The sequence below is a fragment of the Fictibacillus halophilus genome (genome assembly GCF_042680145.1).
GTDB classification, from domain to species: Bacteria; Bacillota; Bacilli; order Bacillales; family Fictibacillaceae; genus Fictibacillus; species Fictibacillus halophilus_A.
In genome coordinates this window covers 51,812-70,957 of the sequence record NZ_JBHTNQ010000001.1, presented here as the reverse complement: position 1 = coordinate 70,957, position 19,146 = coordinate 51,812, and the positions used below count along the sequence as shown (strand labels likewise).

Annotated in this window: 19 protein-coding genes and 1 riboswitch; of the genes, 12 read left to right on the top strand and 7 right to left on the bottom strand. The window is 37.6% G+C overall.

Annotated features, from left to right (window positions below; all coding sequences use genetic code 11):
* Positions 1–53: 53 nt before the first annotated feature.
* Positions 54–377, bottom strand: coding sequence for a quaternary ammonium compound efflux SMR transporter SugE (gene sugE, locus ACFQ4X_RS00435; protein ID WP_379832619.1), 324 nt, complete (start codon positions 375–377; stop codon positions 54–56).
* A gap of 50 nt (positions 378–427) precedes the next feature.
* Positions 428–531: riboswitch (guanidine-I (ykkC/yxkD leader) on the bottom strand.
* A gap of 120 nt (positions 532–651) precedes the next feature.
* On the opposite strand from sugE, the gene ACFQ4X_RS00430 reads away from it, so the two are divergent.
* The 4 genes from ACFQ4X_RS00430 (at position 652) to ACFQ4X_RS00415 (ending at position 4,894) form a co-directional block, all read left to right on the top strand.
* Positions 652–2,133 carry a spore germination protein gene (locus ACFQ4X_RS00430; RefSeq protein ID WP_379832618.1) on the top strand — a complete coding sequence of 494 codons (1,482 nt, stop codon included), beginning with the start codon at positions 652–654 and terminating at the stop codon, positions 2,131–2,133.
* Between the two features lie 23 nt (positions 2,134–2,156).
* A complete protein-coding gene (locus ACFQ4X_RS00425; RefSeq protein ID WP_379832617.1) occupies positions 2,157–3,302 on the top strand; it encodes a Ger(x)C family spore germination protein in 1,146 nt (381 codons plus the stop codon).
* A 245-nt stretch (positions 3,303–3,547) separates the two neighbouring features.
* The gene (locus ACFQ4X_RS00420) at positions 3,548–3,778 is read left to right on the top strand and encodes a hypothetical protein (RefSeq protein WP_379832616.1); all 231 of its coding nucleotides are present in this window, start codon (positions 3,548–3,550) and stop codon (positions 3,776–3,778) included.
* A 15-nt stretch (positions 3,779–3,793) separates the two neighbouring features.
* A complete protein-coding gene (locus tag ACFQ4X_RS00415) occupies positions 3,794–4,894 on the top strand; it encodes a GerAB/ArcD/ProY family transporter (RefSeq protein WP_379832615.1) in 1,101 nt (366 codons plus the stop codon).
* Here the strand turns inward: ACFQ4X_RS00415 and ACFQ4X_RS00410 are convergent, their stop codons facing one another.
* Entirely contained in the window at positions 4,895–5,809 is a 915-nt protein-coding gene (locus ACFQ4X_RS00410) for a LysR family transcriptional regulator (protein ID WP_379832614.1), read from the bottom strand.
* 112 nt (positions 5,810–5,921) lie between these two features.
* On the opposite strand from ACFQ4X_RS00410, the gene ACFQ4X_RS00405 reads away from it, so the two are divergent.
* Together ACFQ4X_RS00405 and ACFQ4X_RS00400 are read left to right on the top strand one after the other, a co-directional pair.
* Positions 5,922–6,917 carry an MFS transporter gene (locus ACFQ4X_RS00405; RefSeq protein ID WP_379832613.1) on the top strand — a complete coding sequence of 332 codons (996 nt, stop codon included), beginning with the start codon at positions 5,922–5,924 and terminating at the stop codon, positions 6,915–6,917.
* On the top strand, positions 6,908–7,150 hold the full coding sequence (locus ACFQ4X_RS00400; RefSeq protein WP_379832612.1) for a hypothetical protein: 243 nt from the start codon (positions 6,908–6,910) through the stop codon (positions 7,148–7,150). Before ACFQ4X_RS00405 ends, ACFQ4X_RS00400 begins: the two co-directional genes overlap by 10 nt.
* An 85-nt stretch (positions 7,151–7,235) precedes the next feature.
* On the opposite strand, the gene ACFQ4X_RS00395 is transcribed toward ACFQ4X_RS00400, so the two are convergent.
* Positions 7,236–8,441 (bottom strand): MFS transporter, encoded by a 1,206-nt coding sequence (locus ACFQ4X_RS00395; RefSeq protein WP_379832611.1) that lies wholly within the window; start codon positions 8,439–8,441, stop codon positions 7,236–7,238.
* A 158-nt stretch (positions 8,442–8,599) separates the two neighbouring features.
* On the opposite strand from ACFQ4X_RS00395, the gene ACFQ4X_RS00390 reads away from it, so the two are divergent.
* Positions 8,600–8,962, top strand: coding sequence for a winged helix-turn-helix transcriptional regulator (locus ACFQ4X_RS00390; RefSeq protein WP_379832610.1), 363 nt, complete (start codon positions 8,600–8,602; stop codon positions 8,960–8,962).
* A 119-nt stretch (positions 8,963–9,081) separates the two neighbouring features.
* Positions 9,082–10,539: a flavin monoamine oxidase family protein gene (locus ACFQ4X_RS00385; protein WP_379832609.1), complete on the top strand. Its 1,458-nt coding sequence runs from the start codon at positions 9,082–9,084 to the stop codon at positions 10,537–10,539.
* 52 nt (positions 10,540–10,591) lie between these two features.
* On the opposite strand, the gene ACFQ4X_RS00380 is transcribed toward ACFQ4X_RS00385, so the two are convergent.
* From ACFQ4X_RS00380 to ACFQ4X_RS00365, 4 genes are all read right to left on the bottom strand, one after another.
* Positions 10,592–11,110, bottom strand: coding sequence for a DinB family protein (locus ACFQ4X_RS00380; protein ID WP_379832608.1), 519 nt, complete (start codon positions 11,108–11,110; stop codon positions 10,592–10,594).
* Between the two features lie 278 nt (positions 11,111–11,388).
* The gene (locus ACFQ4X_RS00375) at positions 11,389–12,498 is read right to left on the bottom strand and encodes a hypothetical protein (protein WP_379832607.1); all 1,110 of its coding nucleotides are present in this window, start codon (positions 12,496–12,498) and stop codon (positions 11,389–11,391) included.
* Positions 12,491–13,042 carry a sigma-70 family RNA polymerase sigma factor gene (locus tag ACFQ4X_RS00370; protein WP_379832606.1) on the bottom strand — a complete coding sequence of 184 codons (552 nt, stop codon included), beginning with the start codon at positions 13,040–13,042 and terminating at the stop codon, positions 12,491–12,493. Before ACFQ4X_RS00370 ends, ACFQ4X_RS00375 begins: the two co-directional genes overlap by 8 nt.
* Before the next feature lie 267 nt (positions 13,043–13,309).
* Positions 13,310–14,803, bottom strand: coding sequence for a LysM peptidoglycan-binding domain-containing protein (locus ACFQ4X_RS00365; protein ID WP_379832605.1), 1,494 nt, complete (start codon positions 14,801–14,803; stop codon positions 13,310–13,312).
* 287 nt (positions 14,804–15,090) lie between these two features.
* Between ACFQ4X_RS00365 and ACFQ4X_RS00360 the strand changes: the two genes are divergently transcribed.
* The 4 genes from ACFQ4X_RS00360 to ribD all read left to right on the top strand — a co-directional run bounded on the left by ACFQ4X_RS00360 (position 15,091) and on the right by ribD (position 19,143).
* The gene (locus ACFQ4X_RS00360) at positions 15,091–16,452 is read left to right on the top strand and encodes an arsenic transporter (protein ID WP_379832604.1); all 1,362 of its coding nucleotides are present in this window, start codon (positions 15,091–15,093) and stop codon (positions 16,450–16,452) included.
* 43 nt (positions 16,453–16,495) lie between these two features.
* The gene (locus ACFQ4X_RS00355; RefSeq protein WP_379832603.1) at positions 16,496–17,146 is read left to right on the top strand and encodes a DUF2642 domain-containing protein; all 651 of its coding nucleotides are present in this window, start codon (positions 16,496–16,498) and stop codon (positions 17,144–17,146) included.
* A 160-nt stretch (positions 17,147–17,306) separates the two neighbouring features.
* Positions 17,307–18,068 carry a GTP cyclohydrolase II gene (locus ACFQ4X_RS00350; protein WP_379832602.1) on the top strand — a complete coding sequence of 254 codons (762 nt, stop codon included), beginning with the start codon at positions 17,307–17,309 and terminating at the stop codon, positions 18,066–18,068.
* Entirely contained in the window at positions 18,055–19,143 is a 1,089-nt protein-coding gene (gene ribD, locus ACFQ4X_RS00345) for a bifunctional diaminohydroxyphosphoribosylaminopyrimidine deaminase/5-amino-6-(5-phosphoribosylamino)uracil reductase RibD (protein ID WP_379832601.1), read from the top strand. The genes ACFQ4X_RS00350 and ribD overlap by 14 nt, the downstream gene beginning before the upstream one ends.
* Positions 19,144–19,146 lie beyond the last annotated feature (3 nt).

The window sequence follows — 19,146 nt, the reverse complement described above, 5'->3', positions numbered from 1 at the left end:
AAAGCGAGTACCTGGAGCGGAAATCAACCCTTTCAAATTAAAACAGCCTTCTTCTACTGACTCCCCGCAGTAACTTTTAAACCGATTATTCCTGTAATAACAAACGCTAAAAACATAAAACGAAGAAGTGTTTTTGGTTCGTTAAAAAGGATGATTCCCAAAATCACTGCTCCAGCTGCCCCTATTCCCGTCCAAATCGTATATGCCGTCCCGATCGGCAGAACTTTTGTAGCTTGTGACAAATAATAAAAACTGATGATCATTCCAATTACGGTTATAACCGACGGCCACAATCTAGTGAAACCATTCGTATACTTAAGCCCTATCGCCCATACGATTTCAAAGATACCTGCAACAAATAAATATATCCATGCCATGATAACCCCTCCTAAAAATAAACAAAGCCCAGAAAGATATAAGATCTATATCCTCCCAGGCTTTTATCCCTCCGTGTACACAATGTATCCATTGTGCGCTTTCTCTCGGACCAGGCCAGTGAACAGTCACTGCGGAACCCTAGAAAGCTATTCTCCCTATATTATTGAAAAAAACTTTGTAAGTGTCAAGAAACTGCTTGGTGTTTCCATGGTAAATAATGTATAGATTTTCCCTGCTTATCAAACATTATTAAGAATAAGGCAGGTGAGATCATTGAATACAACAAAAATAGAAATTCCTATTTATCAAAATCTTCAAGACAATGAAGAGTATATCCGAAATCTTTATAAAAACTGTGATGATATAAAAATTCGAAATTTCCAATTCGGAAGAAATTATAAACAAGAAGCTCTTGTTGTACACTGTGACTCTCTCGTTCAGGAAGAAAAATCCAACTTGCTTCACACGATCATTAAAGATATGCCGGACTTTGAAGCTGCACTCTCCCTGTCGGTTACTATCGATCAAATTAAGAACTTCTTTGAAAACAAAGGAATAGCTTCAAGACCTGTCATGCTTTTAAAAAACTACAATGAATTAAATGCAAATATCGTGAATGGGCATATCGTTCTGCTTTTTAATAAGTGGAACCAGGCTATAAGCATTGATGCTTCCTCTGTGGAGAAGAGAAGCGTAGCAGAACCTCAAAACGAAGTTGTCGTTGTAGGTCCTCGTGAAGGTACTATTGAAAACCTGCAAAAAAATCTTGGGCTCATCCGCTCCAGACTAAAAACTCCAGACTTGAAATTCTGTTTTAAACAAACACAAAACAAGTCGAACACAAAATTTGTTTATGGTTATTTGGATGGCACAGTTAATATTCAAATGCTTGAGGAATTTGAACGGCGAATTAACAAGATAAATAAAGAAGAAATCCTTGAAACAACCTATATCGCTGAATTAATCGAAGAATCAACAATTACGCCATTTCCACAATACCGTTTCACGGAGAGACCAGACGTCGCTGCTGCGTCTTTGTTGGAGGGGAAGATTATCCTCCTCATGGAAGGCACCGGAACAATTGTAATCTGTCCTGGTCTTTTTAATGAATTCTTTCAATCAGCATCTGATTATTACCAAAGATCTATTTTTTCTTCTATTATTCGGCTCGTGAGATTTCTAGGTTTTGTTCTGAGTTTGGCCTTGCCCAGCATTTATATTGCATTAACTACTTTTCATCAGGAGCTTATTCCAACCGTCCTGCTTATTGCTCTGCTGGACACACGGGAAGGAATCCCTTTTCCCGCATTGGTAGAGGCATTAATTATGCTCTTTTTTTTCGAACTCTTACAGGAAGCGGGAATCAGACTCCCTAAACCGATCGGTTCAACAGTAAGTATTGTTGGCGCCCTGATCATTGGAGAAGCATCCATTAACGCAGGGCTCGCCTCACCTATCATGATCGTGGTCATTGGACTTACAGGGATTGCTTCTTTCTCAATTCCATATTACGATTTCGGGTTTGCAGCTCGTTTATTGCGAATACCGTTGATGTTTCTTGCTGCAATGATGGGAGGATTTGGACTTTTCCTTGGCTTTATCCTGATCTTCCTGCACCTTTCAAAATTAAGAGTATTAACAGAGCCTTACCTTGGAACATTCACATTAAACAGCACGTCATTACTAAAAGATGGTTTTTTCCGGGTATCTTTGAAGAAATTGCTTCGTAACCGCAACACTGGAAAGGAATTTTAAACCACAAAGGAGGCTGAAGTTGCATGAAAAAGTTAATAAAATACATCGTTGCTTCTTCCCTCCTTTTCTTATCTGGCTGCTGGGACCATTCAGAACTAACGGAATATCTATTTGTTCAATCCCTTGCCATTGATCAAAATAAAGATGGAACAATAAGACTAACCACACAATTCTATAAGCCTGCCCCTAAAATTGGTTCCGCCGGGAGTGGAGGCGGTGAATCATTTTTTAATCTGGAAACAGAAGCAAAAACGGTATTCGAAGCCATTCGGGACGTTACCATTCATACCGGAAGAAAAGCAAATTGGGGACATGTTCGATTCATCGTGATCAGTGAACGCATAGCAAAACAGCATAGTCTCGGGGAAGTTTTGGATTTCTTTTACCGTGATCATGAACCTAGGCTGTTAACAGGGGTTGGTATTACAAAAGGAACTGCGGCTGATTATTTGAAAGAAAAACCTCATGTCGAAAATACTGTTAGTGAACAATTGAATGAAACGACCAAAATAGGCAGCAAATTCAGTGCAAAAACGTACCCTGCAAATTTATTTACGTTAGGAAAGCAGCTTCACAATGAAGTGGATACAGCCTATGCCCCCTTTCTAAAGAAAGAAAAAGAAGTGGAGAACAGTATTTATATTGATGGACTGACGGTTCTTCAAAACGGAAAAATAAAAACCATTCTATCCAATAAAGATACAAAGTCTCTCTTGTTCACATTAAATGAGTTTCAATTTGGAATAATTGAGCTGGGCTGCAAAGGGCAAAGACCTGAAGAAACATTTGAAGTAACAGAGGCTCATACAAAGACATCCCTGTCGATTAAAGGGGACGAAATACATTATTTTATTAAGCCCAAAATCCAAGCCAGTATTGGAGAGTTAGAATGTACAAATCTTCAAACAGCCCCTCAGATAGAAAAACTTAATGAAAGGATTGAAAATCAAATCAACACCAACATTACAAAATTACTAAAAAAATCTCAAAAGAAAAATCTAGATGTTATAGGTTTAGGAAACGATATATATAAATCTGAGCCTCAATTATGGGCAAAGATTAAAAAAGAAAAAATACCTTATTTCAAAAAAACTGTTTTTCATGTTAAAGCGAATGTAAATGTTATAAACACTGGTACCGATATAAGTAAGCCATTCCATCAAAAATAATGGCTGTTTCGCAAACTTTGTTGCTCTTGTAAGTAGTTGATTTCCGTTCCAGGTTGCTTCGCTTTCCGCGGGGCGTGCGGTGAGCCCCCTCGCCACTTCGCGCCTATGAGTGGTCTCACCTGACCGCTTGTCCCGCAGGAGTCTCGCACCTTCCACTTCAATCAACTTGTCAGTGAAGGGAATGAACAAAATTATTTAAAAGTAACAATCTTTTAGAAAAGAGCCAAAATAATAGAGGAATCCTAATGACAGAAAAAATTATTATTTTATTCATAATTGCATTTCTATACTTTGATTTCAGGGCAATTAAACAAGATAAAAAATTGAAAAGAATTTATTTAGTTCTTTCCATTCCAGCAGTATATTTGCTCTACTCTTTTGTGTTCGGCAAGAACTTGCCCAATTTGGATGAGTTCTTTTATTTCATCTTTGGGCCACTAGCAGAAATCGTTATTTCATGGCTAAAAGTAAAATAACAAGGAGCAATTTCTATGCAAGCAGGTAAAATTAGTTACTGGCAGATGGCTGTTTTGTTTCAAGTTTATATGACAGGATCAGCTCTAATTAACATTCAAGGTCCCTTATTAGCTGCTGCTCAAAATGGGGCATGGATTTCTATGCTTTTAGCTAACCTAGTGGGATTTATCATTTTATATCTGGTGCTTTACCTGCATAATCAATATCCAAATGAATGTTACGTGAACCAGGTCCGATTCACCCTCGGAAACGTATGGGCTTATGTATTTATCCTGCCTCTTATTTTAGTAATCTTATATATAACATCTAATATCGTGTATGGAATGGGACAATACTTTACAACATCAATGATGAGAGAAACACCTCTTTTCATCTTTCATTTGCTTATACTATTAACAGCGGGTTTAACAGCCAAAGCTGGAATAGAAGTAATGGCTCGTATGTTTCATCTGATGATGTACATATTGCTTTTTATCGTTGTAATTATGCTTATCTTGCCATTTAACATATATGAATTTAGCAACTTGCTGCCTTTGGCTCCTTTAGGATTCAAACCAATACTGAATGGTGTATACATAGGTTTTGGGTTCCCTTATATGGATATCCTCTTCTTTGCTATGATTTTGTACCTCGTGAAGCCAAAACAGGGGCAGACCATTAATAAATGGCTATATTTAGGCTTATTTATTAACGGAATCGTTTTATCGTTAACCATAATTTGTTCGATACTTGGTCTAGGATCGCTAGTGTTTCTTAAGAAATTTCCTTTGCATGTACTCGCTCAATTAATTAGTATAGGTGAGATCATCGAAAGGATTGAAGCGATATTTGGTATAGCTTTAATCCTCGGTTCCTATATGAAGATTGCACTGCTCCTGTTTATTCTGGATCAGGTACTATCAACTCTTCTTAAAGTAAAGCCTTCAAATTTTATTTATATCATAGCGAGCATTGTCTTATTTCTCTCTCTTACGATGTATAAAAATGAAATTGAACTTGGAGAATCAGGATCTGTGATGCAGTCTGCGGTAACCTTTTTCTTTGGCTTCCTCCCTCTGTTATTAGTTGTGGTAATAGCCAAAGTAAAGAATAGAAACAGGAAACAAATGGCTTGATCAGAATGTAAATGACTTTAACTCACAGGATTTTTCCTTTTCGATTTGATCACTAAATACTTTAATAAAAGTCCTTAACGACGAGGAAATCTCCTTTTCCTTTTTCAACTGTACTAAGGCACTTTCCCTATATAGTTTAGGAAACCCCTTCACAGACAATGAAACAAGAGTGCCTTGCTTAATTTCATGAGAGACCATTGTTTCTGTCAAAAGAGCGACTCCCATCCCGCTCTTCAGCAAATCATAAGCTGTTTGCGGCGGCACTTCAAAATCATTACCGTTTGATAGCATATCTCTTTGAACTCTTTTTGTTTCAACACTCCAGTCTACTAATAAATAAGGATCTGCCATTTCACTTAAATCACTTAGCTCAATTTCACCTTTATGTGCCAAAGAATGATCAGGGTGAGTTACTAAGACTAATGGTTCTCTAATATGCAATAAACTTTTCAACTCAGTATTAAAGAAAGGATATGTCATGATACACAGTTTTACATAGCCTTCGTACAGCATTTCTAACAGCTCCTGATTATGTCCTGTATGTACGACAATTCCTATGTGAGGATGCGTTTTATGCAATGTTGCTAGTGCAGAAGAAAAATAATGAGCAGCAAGTGTCGGCAATGTTCCAATCGCTATTTTTCCACCTCTTCCTTCTTTCGCAAGCTTTGCCTGCTCAATCCCTTTGTTTATTGTTTCAATGGCTTGCTGCGCAAAAGGCAGAAATGTTCTTCCTAATTCCGACAACTCCAGCTTGTTCCCTCCCCTTTTGAAAAGTTCACCGCCCACTTCCTCCTCTAAGTTCTTAATACGTATACTGATTGTCGGCTGAGAAATATCCATCATTCTAGCAGCTTTACTGAAACTGCCGTGGCGAACAACATGTTCAAAAGCTAATAATTGATTTGTATCCAAATCATCACTCCTATTAACATTTTTAATAAATCGTATAGGCTATATTATATTGTTTAATGGTCATTGTTATCTTACACTTTTTCTGAATATACGAAAAGAAAGGGTGTTGAATTTGGGTTTTCATAGAGTCTTTAAGAATCCTAAATTAGTTATTTTGTGGGTAAGTCAATTATTTTCGGCTATTGGTGATCATTTGTATGTGGTAGCAATAACGTGGATCGCAATAAAAGAATTAGGTGCATCAGCAGCATATGTAATTGGAGCTGGTACTTTCTCAGCTTTGTTTTTTGGTATTTTAGGCGGAATTTACGCAGACCGGTGGAACCGTCACAGAACAATGATTTTAACGGATATCCTGCGTGCATTATTTGTTGGTCTGCTCCCTCTCATTGAGTGGTTCTCAGCACTTAACGTTTGGCATCTCGTAATAATCAGTGTCATTGTATCCGGATTGGGGACCTTCTTTAATCCTTCTCTTCAGGCAAGTCTGCCATCTTTGTGCAGGGATTCAGAACTTCTTCAGCAAACAAATGCGTTGATGGATACAACGCATAGGTTTGCTAGGATTTTCGGACCGGGTTTAACAGGAGCCTTTCTTGCATTTATGCCATTGCCGCACTTTTTCACTTTAGACGCTGTTACCTTTATCCTTTCAGCCATCGCTCTCGTTATCATTAGAAAAGCCTTTGTACAAAAAAGTGAAACCAAGAAAATGAAATATGAACAAAAATCTCCTTTGATTGATTTTAAGGTAGCTATCTCTTTATTAAAAAATCATAAAGTCCTCCTGTGGGCATTAATAAGTCTTGGAATGGTGAATTTATGCTGGGGTGCTGTCTATATGGTAGGTGTTCCTCTTTTTACTGAACAGATCTTAAAAGAAAGTGCAGGAGCATTCGGTCTCATTGGCGGAGCATATGGTATCGGAAATTTGTTAAGCCTCTTTGCAGTCGGTACATTGAAAAGAAGCATTTTATTTATGTATGCCGGCCACATTATTTTAGGTGCTGGGTTTATTGTGATTGCCTCAGCAGATTCCCTTTCGGTTGTTTTAATTGGAGCGGTAATTGCGGGTTTGGAAGTCCAATGGGAGACATTATGCTGTTAACAATGATTCAAACTGATTTCCCCGAAACCCATATCGGAAAAATTTATAGCTTTCGTGCGTTAATCGGCGGGCTAGGTCTGGCTATGGGTACTTTTATTGCAAGCTTCACCTATAAATTAGCGTCTATCCCTTCTATAATGATTATTTTTTCTTTGATGATTATTGCAGTCGGGGCTATCGGAATCTTCCGTGTTCGCATAATTTCTTCGCTTCATTTAAAGAACGCTTCCTGACATTAAATGTTTACCTAGGAGCTATGAGTAGAAATTAAATTGTTTAAACATCAAAAAGGCAGCCCTTATTAGGACTGCCCTTGCTTTACATCTTTCTTTTTTCGAGTTTCCCGCTCCATGCTGTTAAAAGAACTGCACCAAACACCATTACTCCGCCAATCCATGGAGTATGAATGATTCCTATTGAATCCACAATGACTCCTCCAACAAAAGCTCCTATTGCGATACCTAGGTTAAATGCAGCGATATTAATTGCAGATGCTACATTAACAGCTGAAGGGACATATCTCTCAGCTAGTTTTACCACATACACTTGAAGACCAGGAACGTTCATGAAAGCTAGCAATCCTAAGAAGAATATCGTAATTGTTCCAGCTATCTTATATGGCGCAGTAAACGATAAGATAACAAGGACAATCGCCTGGAAAACAAACATCCAGAACAAAGCTTTTACAGGGTTTTTATCTGCAGCTTTACCCCCAATTGTATTACCGATTGCAACTGCTATTCCGTAACCCAATAAAATAAAACTGACTGCTTTAGGAGCATACCCGGTCACATCTTCTAAAATCGGTGCTAAATAAGTGAAAGCGACAAATGTTCCGCCGTAACCCAGTGCTGTTATAGCAAAAGCAAGCAGCAATCGTCCATTTTTAATGACTTTCACTTGATCCTTCAAACTTGAAGGCGGTGCTTCTTTTAAATTCTTTGGTACTAAGATGGCACTTGCGATAATAGCTGCTACCCCTAGAAGCGCTACTGCCCAAAACGTTGCTCTCCATCCGAAGGTTTGTCCAATGAATGTACCTAATGGAACTCCTGTAACTGTTGCAACGGTTAATCCCGTAAACATAAAGGCTATTGCACTTGCACGCTTATGCTCTGGAACTAAATCAGCGGCAATTGTTGCCCCAATTGAAAAGAAAACGCCATGAGAGAAAGCTGTAATAAAACGGGCAACCAGCAACAAACTAAAACTAGTAGAAAGAGCTGCAACGCTGTTCCCTGCTATAAAAACAATCATGAGCAGCATAAGCAATGTTTTCCTATTCATTTTATTAGTTAGAGCTGTAAGAATAGGAGCGCCAAACGCAACACCCATTGCATAACCAGATATTAATAATCCCGCTAATGTGATGGATATATTTAGATCCTTGGCTAATGATGATAATAAACCTACTGGCACGAATTCTGTTGTTCCGATTCCAAATGCTGAAATCGCTAATGCTAATAATGCCGGAAATCCGCCTTTTGTTTTTGCGGAATCCACTTTTACTGCGGCTGTATTCATTTATAATTCCCTCCATTAACTTTTGTTTAAGCCAAGCTAGCTGGTCAACTGGATGACTTGATGCTATTATGTTTCATATACGAACTTTAAGTAAGTACGCACTTTAAAGTAATGTAGGTACTAAAAAGTAATAATTGAATAATGGAGGCTTTTATCTCATGAAAAAATATAATATCCCTGTTGAAGCTGCACTCGAAGTGATCGGCGGAAAATGGAAAGTGGTAATCTTATGCCACCTTATAAAAGAAAAACGCAGAACTGGAGAATTAAAAAGGTTGATGCCCGGTATTACACAAAAAATGCTGACGCAGCAGCTCCGAGAATTGGAAGAAGACGGCGTGATTCTGCGTGAGGTGTATAATCAAGTTCCACCGCGTGTTGAGTATTCGTTAACGGACTACGGATGGTCATTAAAAAGTATTCTGGATGCACTTTGCGCTTGGGGAGAACAGCATATTGAGAAAACGTACCCTGACAAAGAAAATGTTTTAGTTAAACCTGTAGAGATTAAGCAAATATGACATAACAAACGGCAGCCTGAACGGCTGCCGTTTTAGTTTTATTTACAAATTAATATTTTACAAAAACATGAAATACATTATAAAAACAAAGACGGGATAGAAAAAAAGGGAGGAAACCGATGAACACCAGCAGATTAACAGACGTTGAGATGCTAAGTGCTATTAAGCATGGCTTAAATAAGACGTCAGCTCCCCAAAAAATTATCATAGTCGGAGCTGGTATGGCTGGACTGACTGCCGCTTCCCTTCTAAAAGCTGCTGGTCATGATGTTCAAATTCTTGAATCTACTCATCGAGTTGGTGGACGGGTTTATACGATACGAGCTCCTTTTTCACATGGTCATTATTTTGAAGCTGGAGCGATGCGTATCCCTGAAACCCATAAACTTGTTTTGGAATACATTAAAAAGTTTAACTTACCAACGAATGAATTCATCAATACCAATCCTCATGACATCATCTATGTAAATGGCGTTCTAACTAATCAGAACATGTACGAACAAAATCCAGGAATTCTTCGTTTCCCGGTGGCAGAGACTGAAAAAGGAAAAACCGCTGAGCAGCTCATGCAATACGCTGTACAGCCAGTAATAGATTTTATAGAAAAAGATTCTGTAAAAAACTGGCCGATCGTTATACAAAACTTTCAGCATTACTCATTAGACAACTATTTAAGACACAATCCCTTTGGAAGATCTTTAACTTCTGGTGCAATTGACAAGATTAAAGTTCTCCTATCCCTCGAAGGACTTCCTGAGCTGTCCTTTCTCGAAGTCCTCCGCGATATTCTGATCATTTTTATAAAACCAGAATTAAAATATATAGAAATAACAGGCGGAAACGATTTGCTTCCCAGAGCTTTTCTTAAAGAATTAAGACACCATATTTATTTTGGACAAAAGCTGACTCGAATTGTAAACGATCAAAATAAGGTTATTTTATTCACGGAAAGTCCTCAAACCTTGCATCCCTACAAATTTGAAGCGGATCGAGTCATTATCACGATCCCATTTTCTGTACTCAATTTTGTGCACATCGAGCCTTTTAATTCCCTTACTTATTACAAACGAAAAGCCATTAGAGAGCTTCATTATGTTCCTTCAACGAAAATAGGAATTGAGTTCAAACACCGTTTCTGGGAAAAAAACGGTTTAACGGGCGGCAAGTCCGTTACAGACTTTTCGTCACGATTCACTTATTACCCAAACAAGAACAAACAAGGTATATCATCAGGCATAGTTTTAGGAAGTTATACATGGGAGGATGATACAGTACCATGGAGAAGTGCTGCGAATGAGATGAGAATCAAGGAGACTCTTCACTTTTTGTCACATTTTCACGGTGAGCAGGTCTATCATCATTTTGTAACAGGTCATGCTCACAGCTGGTCATTCGATCCCAATGCAGGAGGCTGCTTTGCTATGTTTAAGCCTTATCAGGAAAGTGAACTTTACGATGCCATTAAAGCTCCAGAAGGCAGACTTCATTTTGCTGGTGAGCACACTACTTTAAAACATGGGTGGATTGAAGGGGCTGTTGAGTCAGGTATACGTGCTGCAAAAGAAATTAACGGTTAATAAAAATGAAACAGCACGCAATCACGTGCTGTTTTTAAACATTTGTTTAATTCTATGACTGTAAATATCGCTCTTGAATAATCTTCCGATGGTGCAATTCATGACCAGCCATGATCGTGATCAATGCTTGAGCTGTAACTTCACTATTATTTGCAGTCCCCCTGCGTGAAAGTGATTCGTCACTCAAGCTTTTAATGAGATGAATGGTTGACTGGCGGACGCATGCAAAGTGATCCAGAAGATCTTTTAGCGATTGTTTATCAAAATTAGCCTTTGCTACATATTCATTTTCATCATAGCCTGGAAGAGATGCTCTTTCACCTCTTGCTATAGAAAGAAGCCTGTAGCTCATAATTCTTTCTGTATCCGTAATATGTCCAATGACTTCTTTTATGCTCCACTTCCCCGATGCATATCGGTATTCACTTTGCCGTTCGGTAAGTGTGCTGAGCAGCGCAACTGTTTCTTCCATTTGGTCCCTTAAGATCTGAACGATATCTCCCTGCGGAACTAATTTTACATATGAAGCATAATAATCCGCATATTCGTAGGTTGATGGCATTTTGTCCATGATCACACCTCATTTTTAATTAATTAAACAGCTTTGAAATTATTTATAGGCTGTAATTTTTTGTTTCTAAGCTGTAATTTTTATTTCTAAACCCTAATTTATATTTCTAAGCTGTAAAAAAAATTTCTAAACCGTAATTAATAATTTATAGGCCTTTCGACAAACTGATACGTTTTTTATTTCGTTCTATGTCTCCTTTTCTCCTCTTAATTATTCAAAAATGTATTTTTCTCCTATTCCTATGAAAAACAAAGAAAATTTAAGTTTTTAAGAAAAGTTTATTGAATCGGCATAAATGCAACGTTCCATATACCGTCCTCATCCTTTATCATTTTAAAACCAGATTTAGCATCAGCACTCTTACTTGCTTCGTACTCAATATATCCATCATGTTCTCCGTCTGGAATAAAGTTGCCTAAATCAATATTATTAAAAGTTGTTAAAGTTTGCATGATAGTGCCCCGGTCAGACTCTGGAATTCTTTCATCATCATCCTTCGTCCATTGAATATACCCTTCCCGATCTGTATAAAGCGCATATGCTGCATCGTATCTTTTATCTAATTTAGCTTGAACATATAGCTTTGCGATAGTTATCGGATCTATATCTTTAAGATGTTTCTCATCCAAGTCTTGCAAGAATTTCTGATAAATAACTTCTTCCTCTGGTGTTAAAGTAAATCTGATGACATCTAAGTTAGAATCAGGGTATATTCTTTCAACCCAACGACCATTTATTCCTTTCGACATCATAATTACAGAGTCGCCTTCTGCAAAATTAATGGTCGTCCACAGCACTTCGTATTTATTTGAAAAACCGATATAAAACTGGACGCCGATATTCCTATTCAGAATACTTTCAACATCAATTTCATGTGAAATTTTAAGTTGATCAGCTGAATCGCTGACTAAGAAATTATAGCCAATTTGTTTAACAGAGCCGCTTTCGCTATCTGAGTTATCTATTTCCACATAATCATTTCCTAAAAGATTAATTACTTCTTTTTCAGCCATGCCCATCAAAATCTTACTTTGAAGAAAGCTTACTTTATCCGATATTTCTTTATCACTGTATTTTGGGAGGGTTTTTACGGGATCTTCTTTTTCCACAGGATCCTTTTTAACAACCATTTTTTCTTTATGTAGATTTGCAGGCTGACTTTTCTCGCCCGCATCTGTGAAGTTTAGAACCAGGAAAACGATTAAAGCACAAAGAGATATCAATGTAACCGAACTAATTACTTTTGGAAAAACCAATTGTCTTCTATTTGTGGAACTTGGATATTTCACCTGATTAACGATCCTTCTTTTTTCTTGTTCTGTGAATACCCTATCTTCATTCAAATAATGATCAAAGTCGTCTTTCATTTCCTTAAGCACTTTATCCATGGTAACCCCCTCCTCTCATATCCATTTTTGTTTCCAGATTTTTTTTCGCTCTCCTTAGACGGGATTTTACAGTATTAAGATTGATTCCTAATGTTGCAGAAATTTCTTCTAACGAAAACTCTTTAAAATAATATAAAATAATGACCTCTCTGTACTTAATCGGCAGCTGGAGTATCAGTTTGCCTATCTGTTCTTTTTGCTCAGATTCAAGATATACTTCTTCTGGAGACAAACTGTTTGATTTCTGATAAAACGTATTGGTTAATAACGTTTTCGTGTAATGCCAGCTTCGTACATAATCTTTGCATTTATTTATCGCGATTCGGTAAATCCACGTTTTGATTGTTGATTGTTCCCGAAATTCATTCAGGTGATTATAAGCACTTATAAATATTTCTTGTGTGATATCTTCAGCCTGCTGCCAGTTCTTTGTATACGTGAACGCTAATCTTTTGATTTCTTCACCGTATTCATCCATAAGGTATTTTAATTGATCAATCTCACTTTGTGGATACTCTTTTACGGCCGTAATGCCCTTTACCACATATGTCGCCCTCCCAAGTATTAATCGTTTGTTAGACGGAGACCCTTTATAAAAAGTTGCACTAAATATGAATTTATTTCCATTTATTTATTTTAACGTAATTTTGTTATTTTAAGGAAGTCATTTAATGGTGCAGCCTTACGATCACATAAAAATGATTCACCATCACATAATTAACCAATAATTTACAAATAAAATTCATAAAAAGAGCTGACTTTTCCAGGTCATTCACCATAACCCTTAAAGTCAGCTTCTAATAATTTTACTCTATTTTAATATGTTCCAAATATCTTCCGAGGCACCGCCTACATACCAGGCAGCTGTTCCCCTCAAGTGATACTTCTCCACTAGATTATAACGAAGTTTCATGGAATCCTTATCCTCCACCCAGATCTGGTGTTTTTCACCGTTTTCCATGAATTCCACATAGTTTTGCGATGTCTTCCTATCCCACTTTTTCGCAAGTCCTTTTTCCTGAATCAGCTTTTCTGTTTCGAGTATCGTTCTGTCGATGCTCCTTACTTGCCCGTTAGCGCTTGTAATCCATTCACGTGTATAGAACGGTACTCCTAAAACAATTTTATGAGCAGGAACTTCCTTCATTAAGAGCTCAATTCCTTCACGTGTCCAAGGTATAGATGCAACAGAACCAGCTTTAGGACTGCTTGCCCAATGTTCGTCATATCCCATCATAACAATATAATCAGCTGCTTTTCCCAGACCTGCTCTGTCTAAGCTCCCTGACCAGAATGGATCTGCATTCTCTCTGCTGACATCAACGGAAACGACAATATCGTATGGTTCAAGTGCAGTTTTAAGTTCGCGAATAAATATCACATAATCTTGTTTATTCTTAGGATCAATGTTTTCAAAATCCACATTAATTCCCTGGCTTTTAGTACGGAGCAGAGAATTCTTTATCATCTCAATCACTTTATTGCGTTTATCAGGATCTGAAAGCATTAAGTTTGTCAGTTCCGGATCGAACTTATTTCCAAAGAGTGGCCACACTTGTTTTCCTGCTTCGACAGCGCCATTGGCATAACTTTCATCTGCATTCATGCTGACGATTTCTGTTTTGCTTAATGTATACCATCTTGGTGAAACTACATCTAACCCAGCTATCTTCAGCTGCTTCTTATAAGAATCACCTGTTCCGTTATACTTCCAGCCGAGGTTGAAACGGTTTACTTCCTCTGCATCGACATTTGATTTAGGAATCCACCCTGTTTTTCCCCCTAAAAGCTGTACCTTATAAAAACCTGATGGAATCTTCAGCTCATTTCCAGATTCAAGAATAATAGCCTTTAAACCGTTATGTTTTATAAGGGTATCTGCGGAAACATGATAATGTCTTGCAATCTTCCATAATGAATCTCTTATGTTTATACGATGACTCAACATCTCTTGTGGAATCATCAGCCGCTGTCCGATATATAGTCGTGTACCTAATATATTGTTTGCATCTTGCAGCTCACTAACGGTTGTTCCATATTGTTTAGCAATGAGGTAAAACGTATCTCCCATTTTAACAGTATGTACTTGAGGTGATGCTGAAGCGTCCTTTGTTTCAAGGATCGGATATTCTTCACCCTTTACAAGATTTGTTACTATATTTGAATTTAATTTATGACTTTCATAAATAGATGCTTTATCCACTGAAACAGAACCAACTTTCATTGTATCTGCCGCATATGAAGTTTTAGCAACGTTAATAGATAGAATAAAGCCAATCGTTAAAATAAAAACAAACTTATTCACAGTTCCCTCCAGATGAATCTATTTAACTACTTATTTAGATTACCGTCTGATCGAGTGGAACTGAACAGGTACTTTGTGGAAAAGAGGTATGTTTCCTCCGCTCCTGTCTTTTAGAAATCACAGCGTTCTCAACTTATCTGGTCATATAACTAACAAATTCTTGTTAGACGATATGACCATTTTTACTTTTATAGTCTAGTATACAGTCGCCAGTGTTTGTTTTTCATATAATGTAGGACAAGTATTTACTTATTGATATTAAAAGAAAGAAGGGACGAAGAACGTCAATGAATCTTCACATCATGATTTCCGTTTTCGTCTTCCTTATGACTATGTTAGTTATATTTTGGAGACCAAAAGGCATCAACGAGGCATGGCCAGCCGCAATCGGAGCTTGCATCATACTGATTACAGGCATAGTGACTCAAGCTGATGTACTTGAAATCCTTCATAAGATTGGCGGAGCATCGATCACCATCATCTCAACCATCGTCATGGCAGTTATTCTTGAAAGCTTTGGTTTTTTTCATTGGTCTGCATCCCGTCTTGCTATTCTATCTCAAGGATCGGGGTACCGTCTTTATTGGTACATCCAACTATTATGTTTTCTAATGACCCTCTTATTTAATAATGACGGAAGTATTTTAATAACCACTCCGATATTAATTCTGCTTCTCAAAAATTTCAGGTTAAAACCGCACCAGCAAATACCTTATCTGTTAACTGGTGCTCTTACTGCAACAGCATCGAGTACTCCAATTGGGGTAAGCAACATTGTAAATCTAATCTCTTTAAAAATAGTGGACATGACCCTTTATATGTATACAGCGATGATGATAGTGCCAGCTACGCTAGGCTTACTCTTTATGTCTTATCTGATGTATATTCTAGTGAAAAAAAGACTTCCAAAAAAACTCCCTCAACTGACATACGATATTGAACAATCCTTTTTCACAAAGAAATTCCATCCTCTTAAAGGAACGGTAACTGTTGAAACAAAACGTCAGCGAACAAAGTTCATGTTAAAGATCTTGTTGTTTGTTTTACTGATCAGATGCTCAATCTTTATAGCTTCATTCTTGTCGATCCCAATCGAACTTATTGCAGTCCTAGGTTCAGTTGTCTTGTTAATATGGAGATGGTACTACCTCAGAACAAATCCATTGGATATATTAAAGAAAACCCCATGGCACATTCTTATCTTTGCTTTTTCTATGTACGTAATCATCTACGGGCTTCATAATACCGGACTTACTGATTTACTCCTGAAAATTTGCGGACCAATTGTTGATCAAGGTATGTTTCAAGCAACTTTATTAATGGGAGGGCTGGTTACACTCCTTTCAAACCTCTTTAACAACCATCCTGCATTGCTGATAGGAACGATAACCCTGACAGAAATGAATCTTGATCCCATCACACTAAAAACAATGTATCTGGCGAGTATTGCAGGCAGTGACATTGGTGCATTATTACTGCCGATTGGGACACTGGCATCATTAATATGGATGCATCTTTTAAAACAAAACAAGATTAAAATAAAATGGAAAGACTATTTACGGATATCGTTAATAGCGGTCCCTCTCACTTTAGCAGTAACACTAATATTGCTATATATATGGGTACATTTCATATTTATCTTAAGTTGATCCTCTGGTGAAACGTATGAATATTTATAGGAGTAGATTGTAATTGAACCATTTTAGCCGCATGTTAAATAAACAAATAAAACTAAAAATAACCGGACATAGTTTTAAAGGAATACTGACCGATTTTGGAAATGACATTTTAGTACTTTTTGATGGAAAAAAGTTTTTCTATATTCCTCTTTTGCATGTCCAAAAGGCAGTCCTTATCGAGGAGGATAACCAGGAAATCAATCAGCCTGCAGTACTGCCTTTCTCAGAAGATAATACACCCATTTCATACCGCAGCATCCTAACAAATGCTAAGGGTTTGTACACTCAGATACACGTTTTAGGAAAAACACCGCTTCATGGAACAATAATCAATGTATTAAGCGATTATTTAGTTTTTTATTCACCCGTATATAAACTTATTTATATTCCTCTGGCTCATTTGAAATGGCTGACGCTTTACGAACAGAATACATCCCCCTACTCTGTTCATTCTGACCTGCCTGATGCACCTTCCCTTAGCCGTTCATTTGAAGAACAAATAAAGAAATTCGAAGGAAAAATTGCAGTATTCGATATGGGAGAGGATCCAGATAAAATTGGATTACTCAAGAATGGGAAAGGCAACCTGATTGAATTGATTAACGCTAATGAAGAAACCGTTTATTTTAAGCTGAATCATGTGAAATCAGTGTATATTCCTTAAAAAAATATGTTTTGGATAATAGCTTGAATCGCCTATACAAGGAGATTCAATGCTTTTTTTTTCCAACAAGAGCAAAACACTTCTTTCAAATGATTTATGTAGTATAAAATAGATGTATACTCAAATTGTTTTATTACGCAAACCTAAAGGGGAAAATAACATGATACAAAGCACTTTCAACGAAAAAGTCCTTTCTATTCTTGAAGATAAAATACAAGTGATCAAAAAAGATGAAGGAGCCATCTATTTAGTCGGACCAATAAGGCTTCCTGTAAACTTATATGGAGAAACCGTTGTGTTCAAATGGTACTGCTGGCTGGAGGGCTGTGAGCAAACTGATAACTTTGAAGAAATTATTAAAAAATTGTCTTCGTCAAACCTGGCTGAATATCAGCAATCCAGTGTTTTAGTTTACGGTGACTTTGAATACAGCGAAGATGCGCTTATTCGTATGCACTCTATTTGTCACACTGGAGATATTTTCGGCAGCAAGCGCTGTGACTGCGGCTATCAGCTTAAACAGTCAATGAAAATGATCACAGAACACGGTACAGGCGCGTTATTTTATCTAGCAAACCATGAAGGACGCGGGATTGGACTATTCAGTAAAGCAATGGCTTATGTACTGCAAGAAAATGGACAAGATACTGTAGAAGCAAATGAAAGTTTAGGTTTTGTAGATGATTCCAGAAACTATAATGATGCGATTGAAGTCTTAAAAGCGTTGCGTACAAAGCCTGTTACTTTGATTACAAATAATCCTAAAAAACTTGATGCACTTATAAAAGCAGGCTTGCCTGTTTCCGGCCGAACACCTATCTGGGGGGATATCTCTGAATTCAATGAAAAATACCTCCAGACAAAAATCAACCGATCCGGCCACTTAGAAGACGAAGGGACTTTTCCAAATGAGCAGTCATGAATTCTATATGCAGCTTGCTCTTGAGAATGCACTGGCTATGAAAGGTCAAACTGATCCGAACCCTTTAGTAGGTTCAGTGATTGTGAATGAAAATCGTGTTGTTGGAATAGGCGCACACCTTAAAGCCGGTGAACCTCATGCGGAAATACATGCTTTACGTATGGCTGGTGATAAAGCCCAGGGCGGTACGATCTATGTTACTCTGGAACCCTGTTCTCATCACGGCAGAACTGGACCATGTGCTGTGGCGATTGCAGAAGCCGGCATAAAAAAAGTAGTAATTGCAGCATTAGACCCTAACCCTCTCGTTTCTGGGCGAGGAGTAAAAATTCTAGAGGAAGCCGGTATTGAGGTAGAAATCGGTATACTTGAAGAAAAGTCTCGTAACATGAATGAAGTATTCAATAAATTTATCGTAAAGAAACGGCCTTTTGTTACCCTTAAGTCCGGAATAACCCTTGATGGCAAAATAGCAAGCTATTCAAATAACAGCAAATGGATTACCTCTTCAGAATCCAGATTAGATGTTCATAAGCTTAGAAATGAAAACCAAGCCATTCTTGTCGGTGTCAACACTGTCATTCATGATGACCCTGAACTGACCGCTAGAATTCCAAACGGACGGAATCCTATTCGTGTGATTATGGATTCAACACTTAAGATCCCATTAGATTCAAAGGTACTTAACGATCATCAAGCTGAAACATGGGTTTTCACTACTGAAAACCATGTTAAAGAAAAGAAAGATCAAATAGAAGCACTTGGAGCTAAAGTGTTCATTACAAGCACCTCACAAGTAGATCCGACACGTGTTCTTGAAATATTAGGAAAGAATCTGGTTTCTTCACTTCTAATTGAGGGCGGCGGGACGATAAACGCAGCTTTCCTTGAGAACAAGCTTGTCGATAAAGCTATTTTTTATATGGCACCGAAATTGATTGGCGGCAAGGAATCTCCTTCATTCTTTGGAGGCACAGGAATTGATAAAATGGCAGATGCTATTGAATTGACTGATTTGCGCGTAACTCAAATCGGTCCTGATTTTAAATTTACCGGTTACCCAAAATACAATTAAGAG

Coding starts and splice junctions, on each gene's coding strand:
- sugE (WP_379832619.1), bottom strand. CDS start 377: ATGGCATGGATATATTTATTTGTTGCAGGTATCTTTGAAATCGTATGG.
- ACFQ4X_RS00425 (WP_379832617.1), top strand. CDS start 2,157: ATGAAAAAGTTAATAAAATACATCGTTGCTTCTTCCCTCCTTTTCTTA.
- ACFQ4X_RS00420 (WP_379832616.1), top strand. CDS start 3,548: ATGACAGAAAAAATTATTATTTTATTCATAATTGCATTTCTATACTTT.
- ACFQ4X_RS00415 (WP_379832615.1), top strand. CDS start 3,794: ATGCAAGCAGGTAAAATTAGTTACTGGCAGATGGCTGTTTTGTTTCAA.
- ACFQ4X_RS00400 (WP_379832612.1), top strand. CDS start 6,908: ATGCTGTTAACAATGATTCAAACTGATTTCCCCGAAACCCATATCGGA.
- ACFQ4X_RS00395 (WP_379832611.1), bottom strand. CDS start 8,441: ATGAATACAGCCGCAGTAAAAGTGGATTCCGCAAAAACAAAAGGCGGA.
- ACFQ4X_RS00390 (WP_379832610.1), top strand. CDS start 8,600: ATGAAAAAATATAATATCCCTGTTGAAGCTGCACTCGAAGTGATCGGC.
- ACFQ4X_RS00385 (WP_379832609.1), top strand. CDS start 9,082: ATGAACACCAGCAGATTAACAGACGTTGAGATGCTAAGTGCTATTAAG.
- ACFQ4X_RS00380 (WP_379832608.1), bottom strand. CDS start 11,110: ATGGACAAAATGCCATCAACCTACGAATATGCGGATTATTATGCTTCA.
- ACFQ4X_RS00375 (WP_379832607.1), bottom strand. CDS start 12,498: ATGGATAAAGTGCTTAAGGAAATGAAAGACGACTTTGATCATTATTTG.
- ACFQ4X_RS00360 (WP_379832604.1), top strand. CDS start 15,091: ATGAATCTTCACATCATGATTTCCGTTTTCGTCTTCCTTATGACTATG.
- ACFQ4X_RS00350 (WP_379832602.1), top strand. CDS start 17,307: ATGATACAAAGCACTTTCAACGAAAAAGTCCTTTCTATTCTTGAAGAT.
- ribD (WP_379832601.1), top strand. CDS start 18,055: ATGAGCAGTCATGAATTCTATATGCAGCTTGCTCTTGAGAATGCACTG.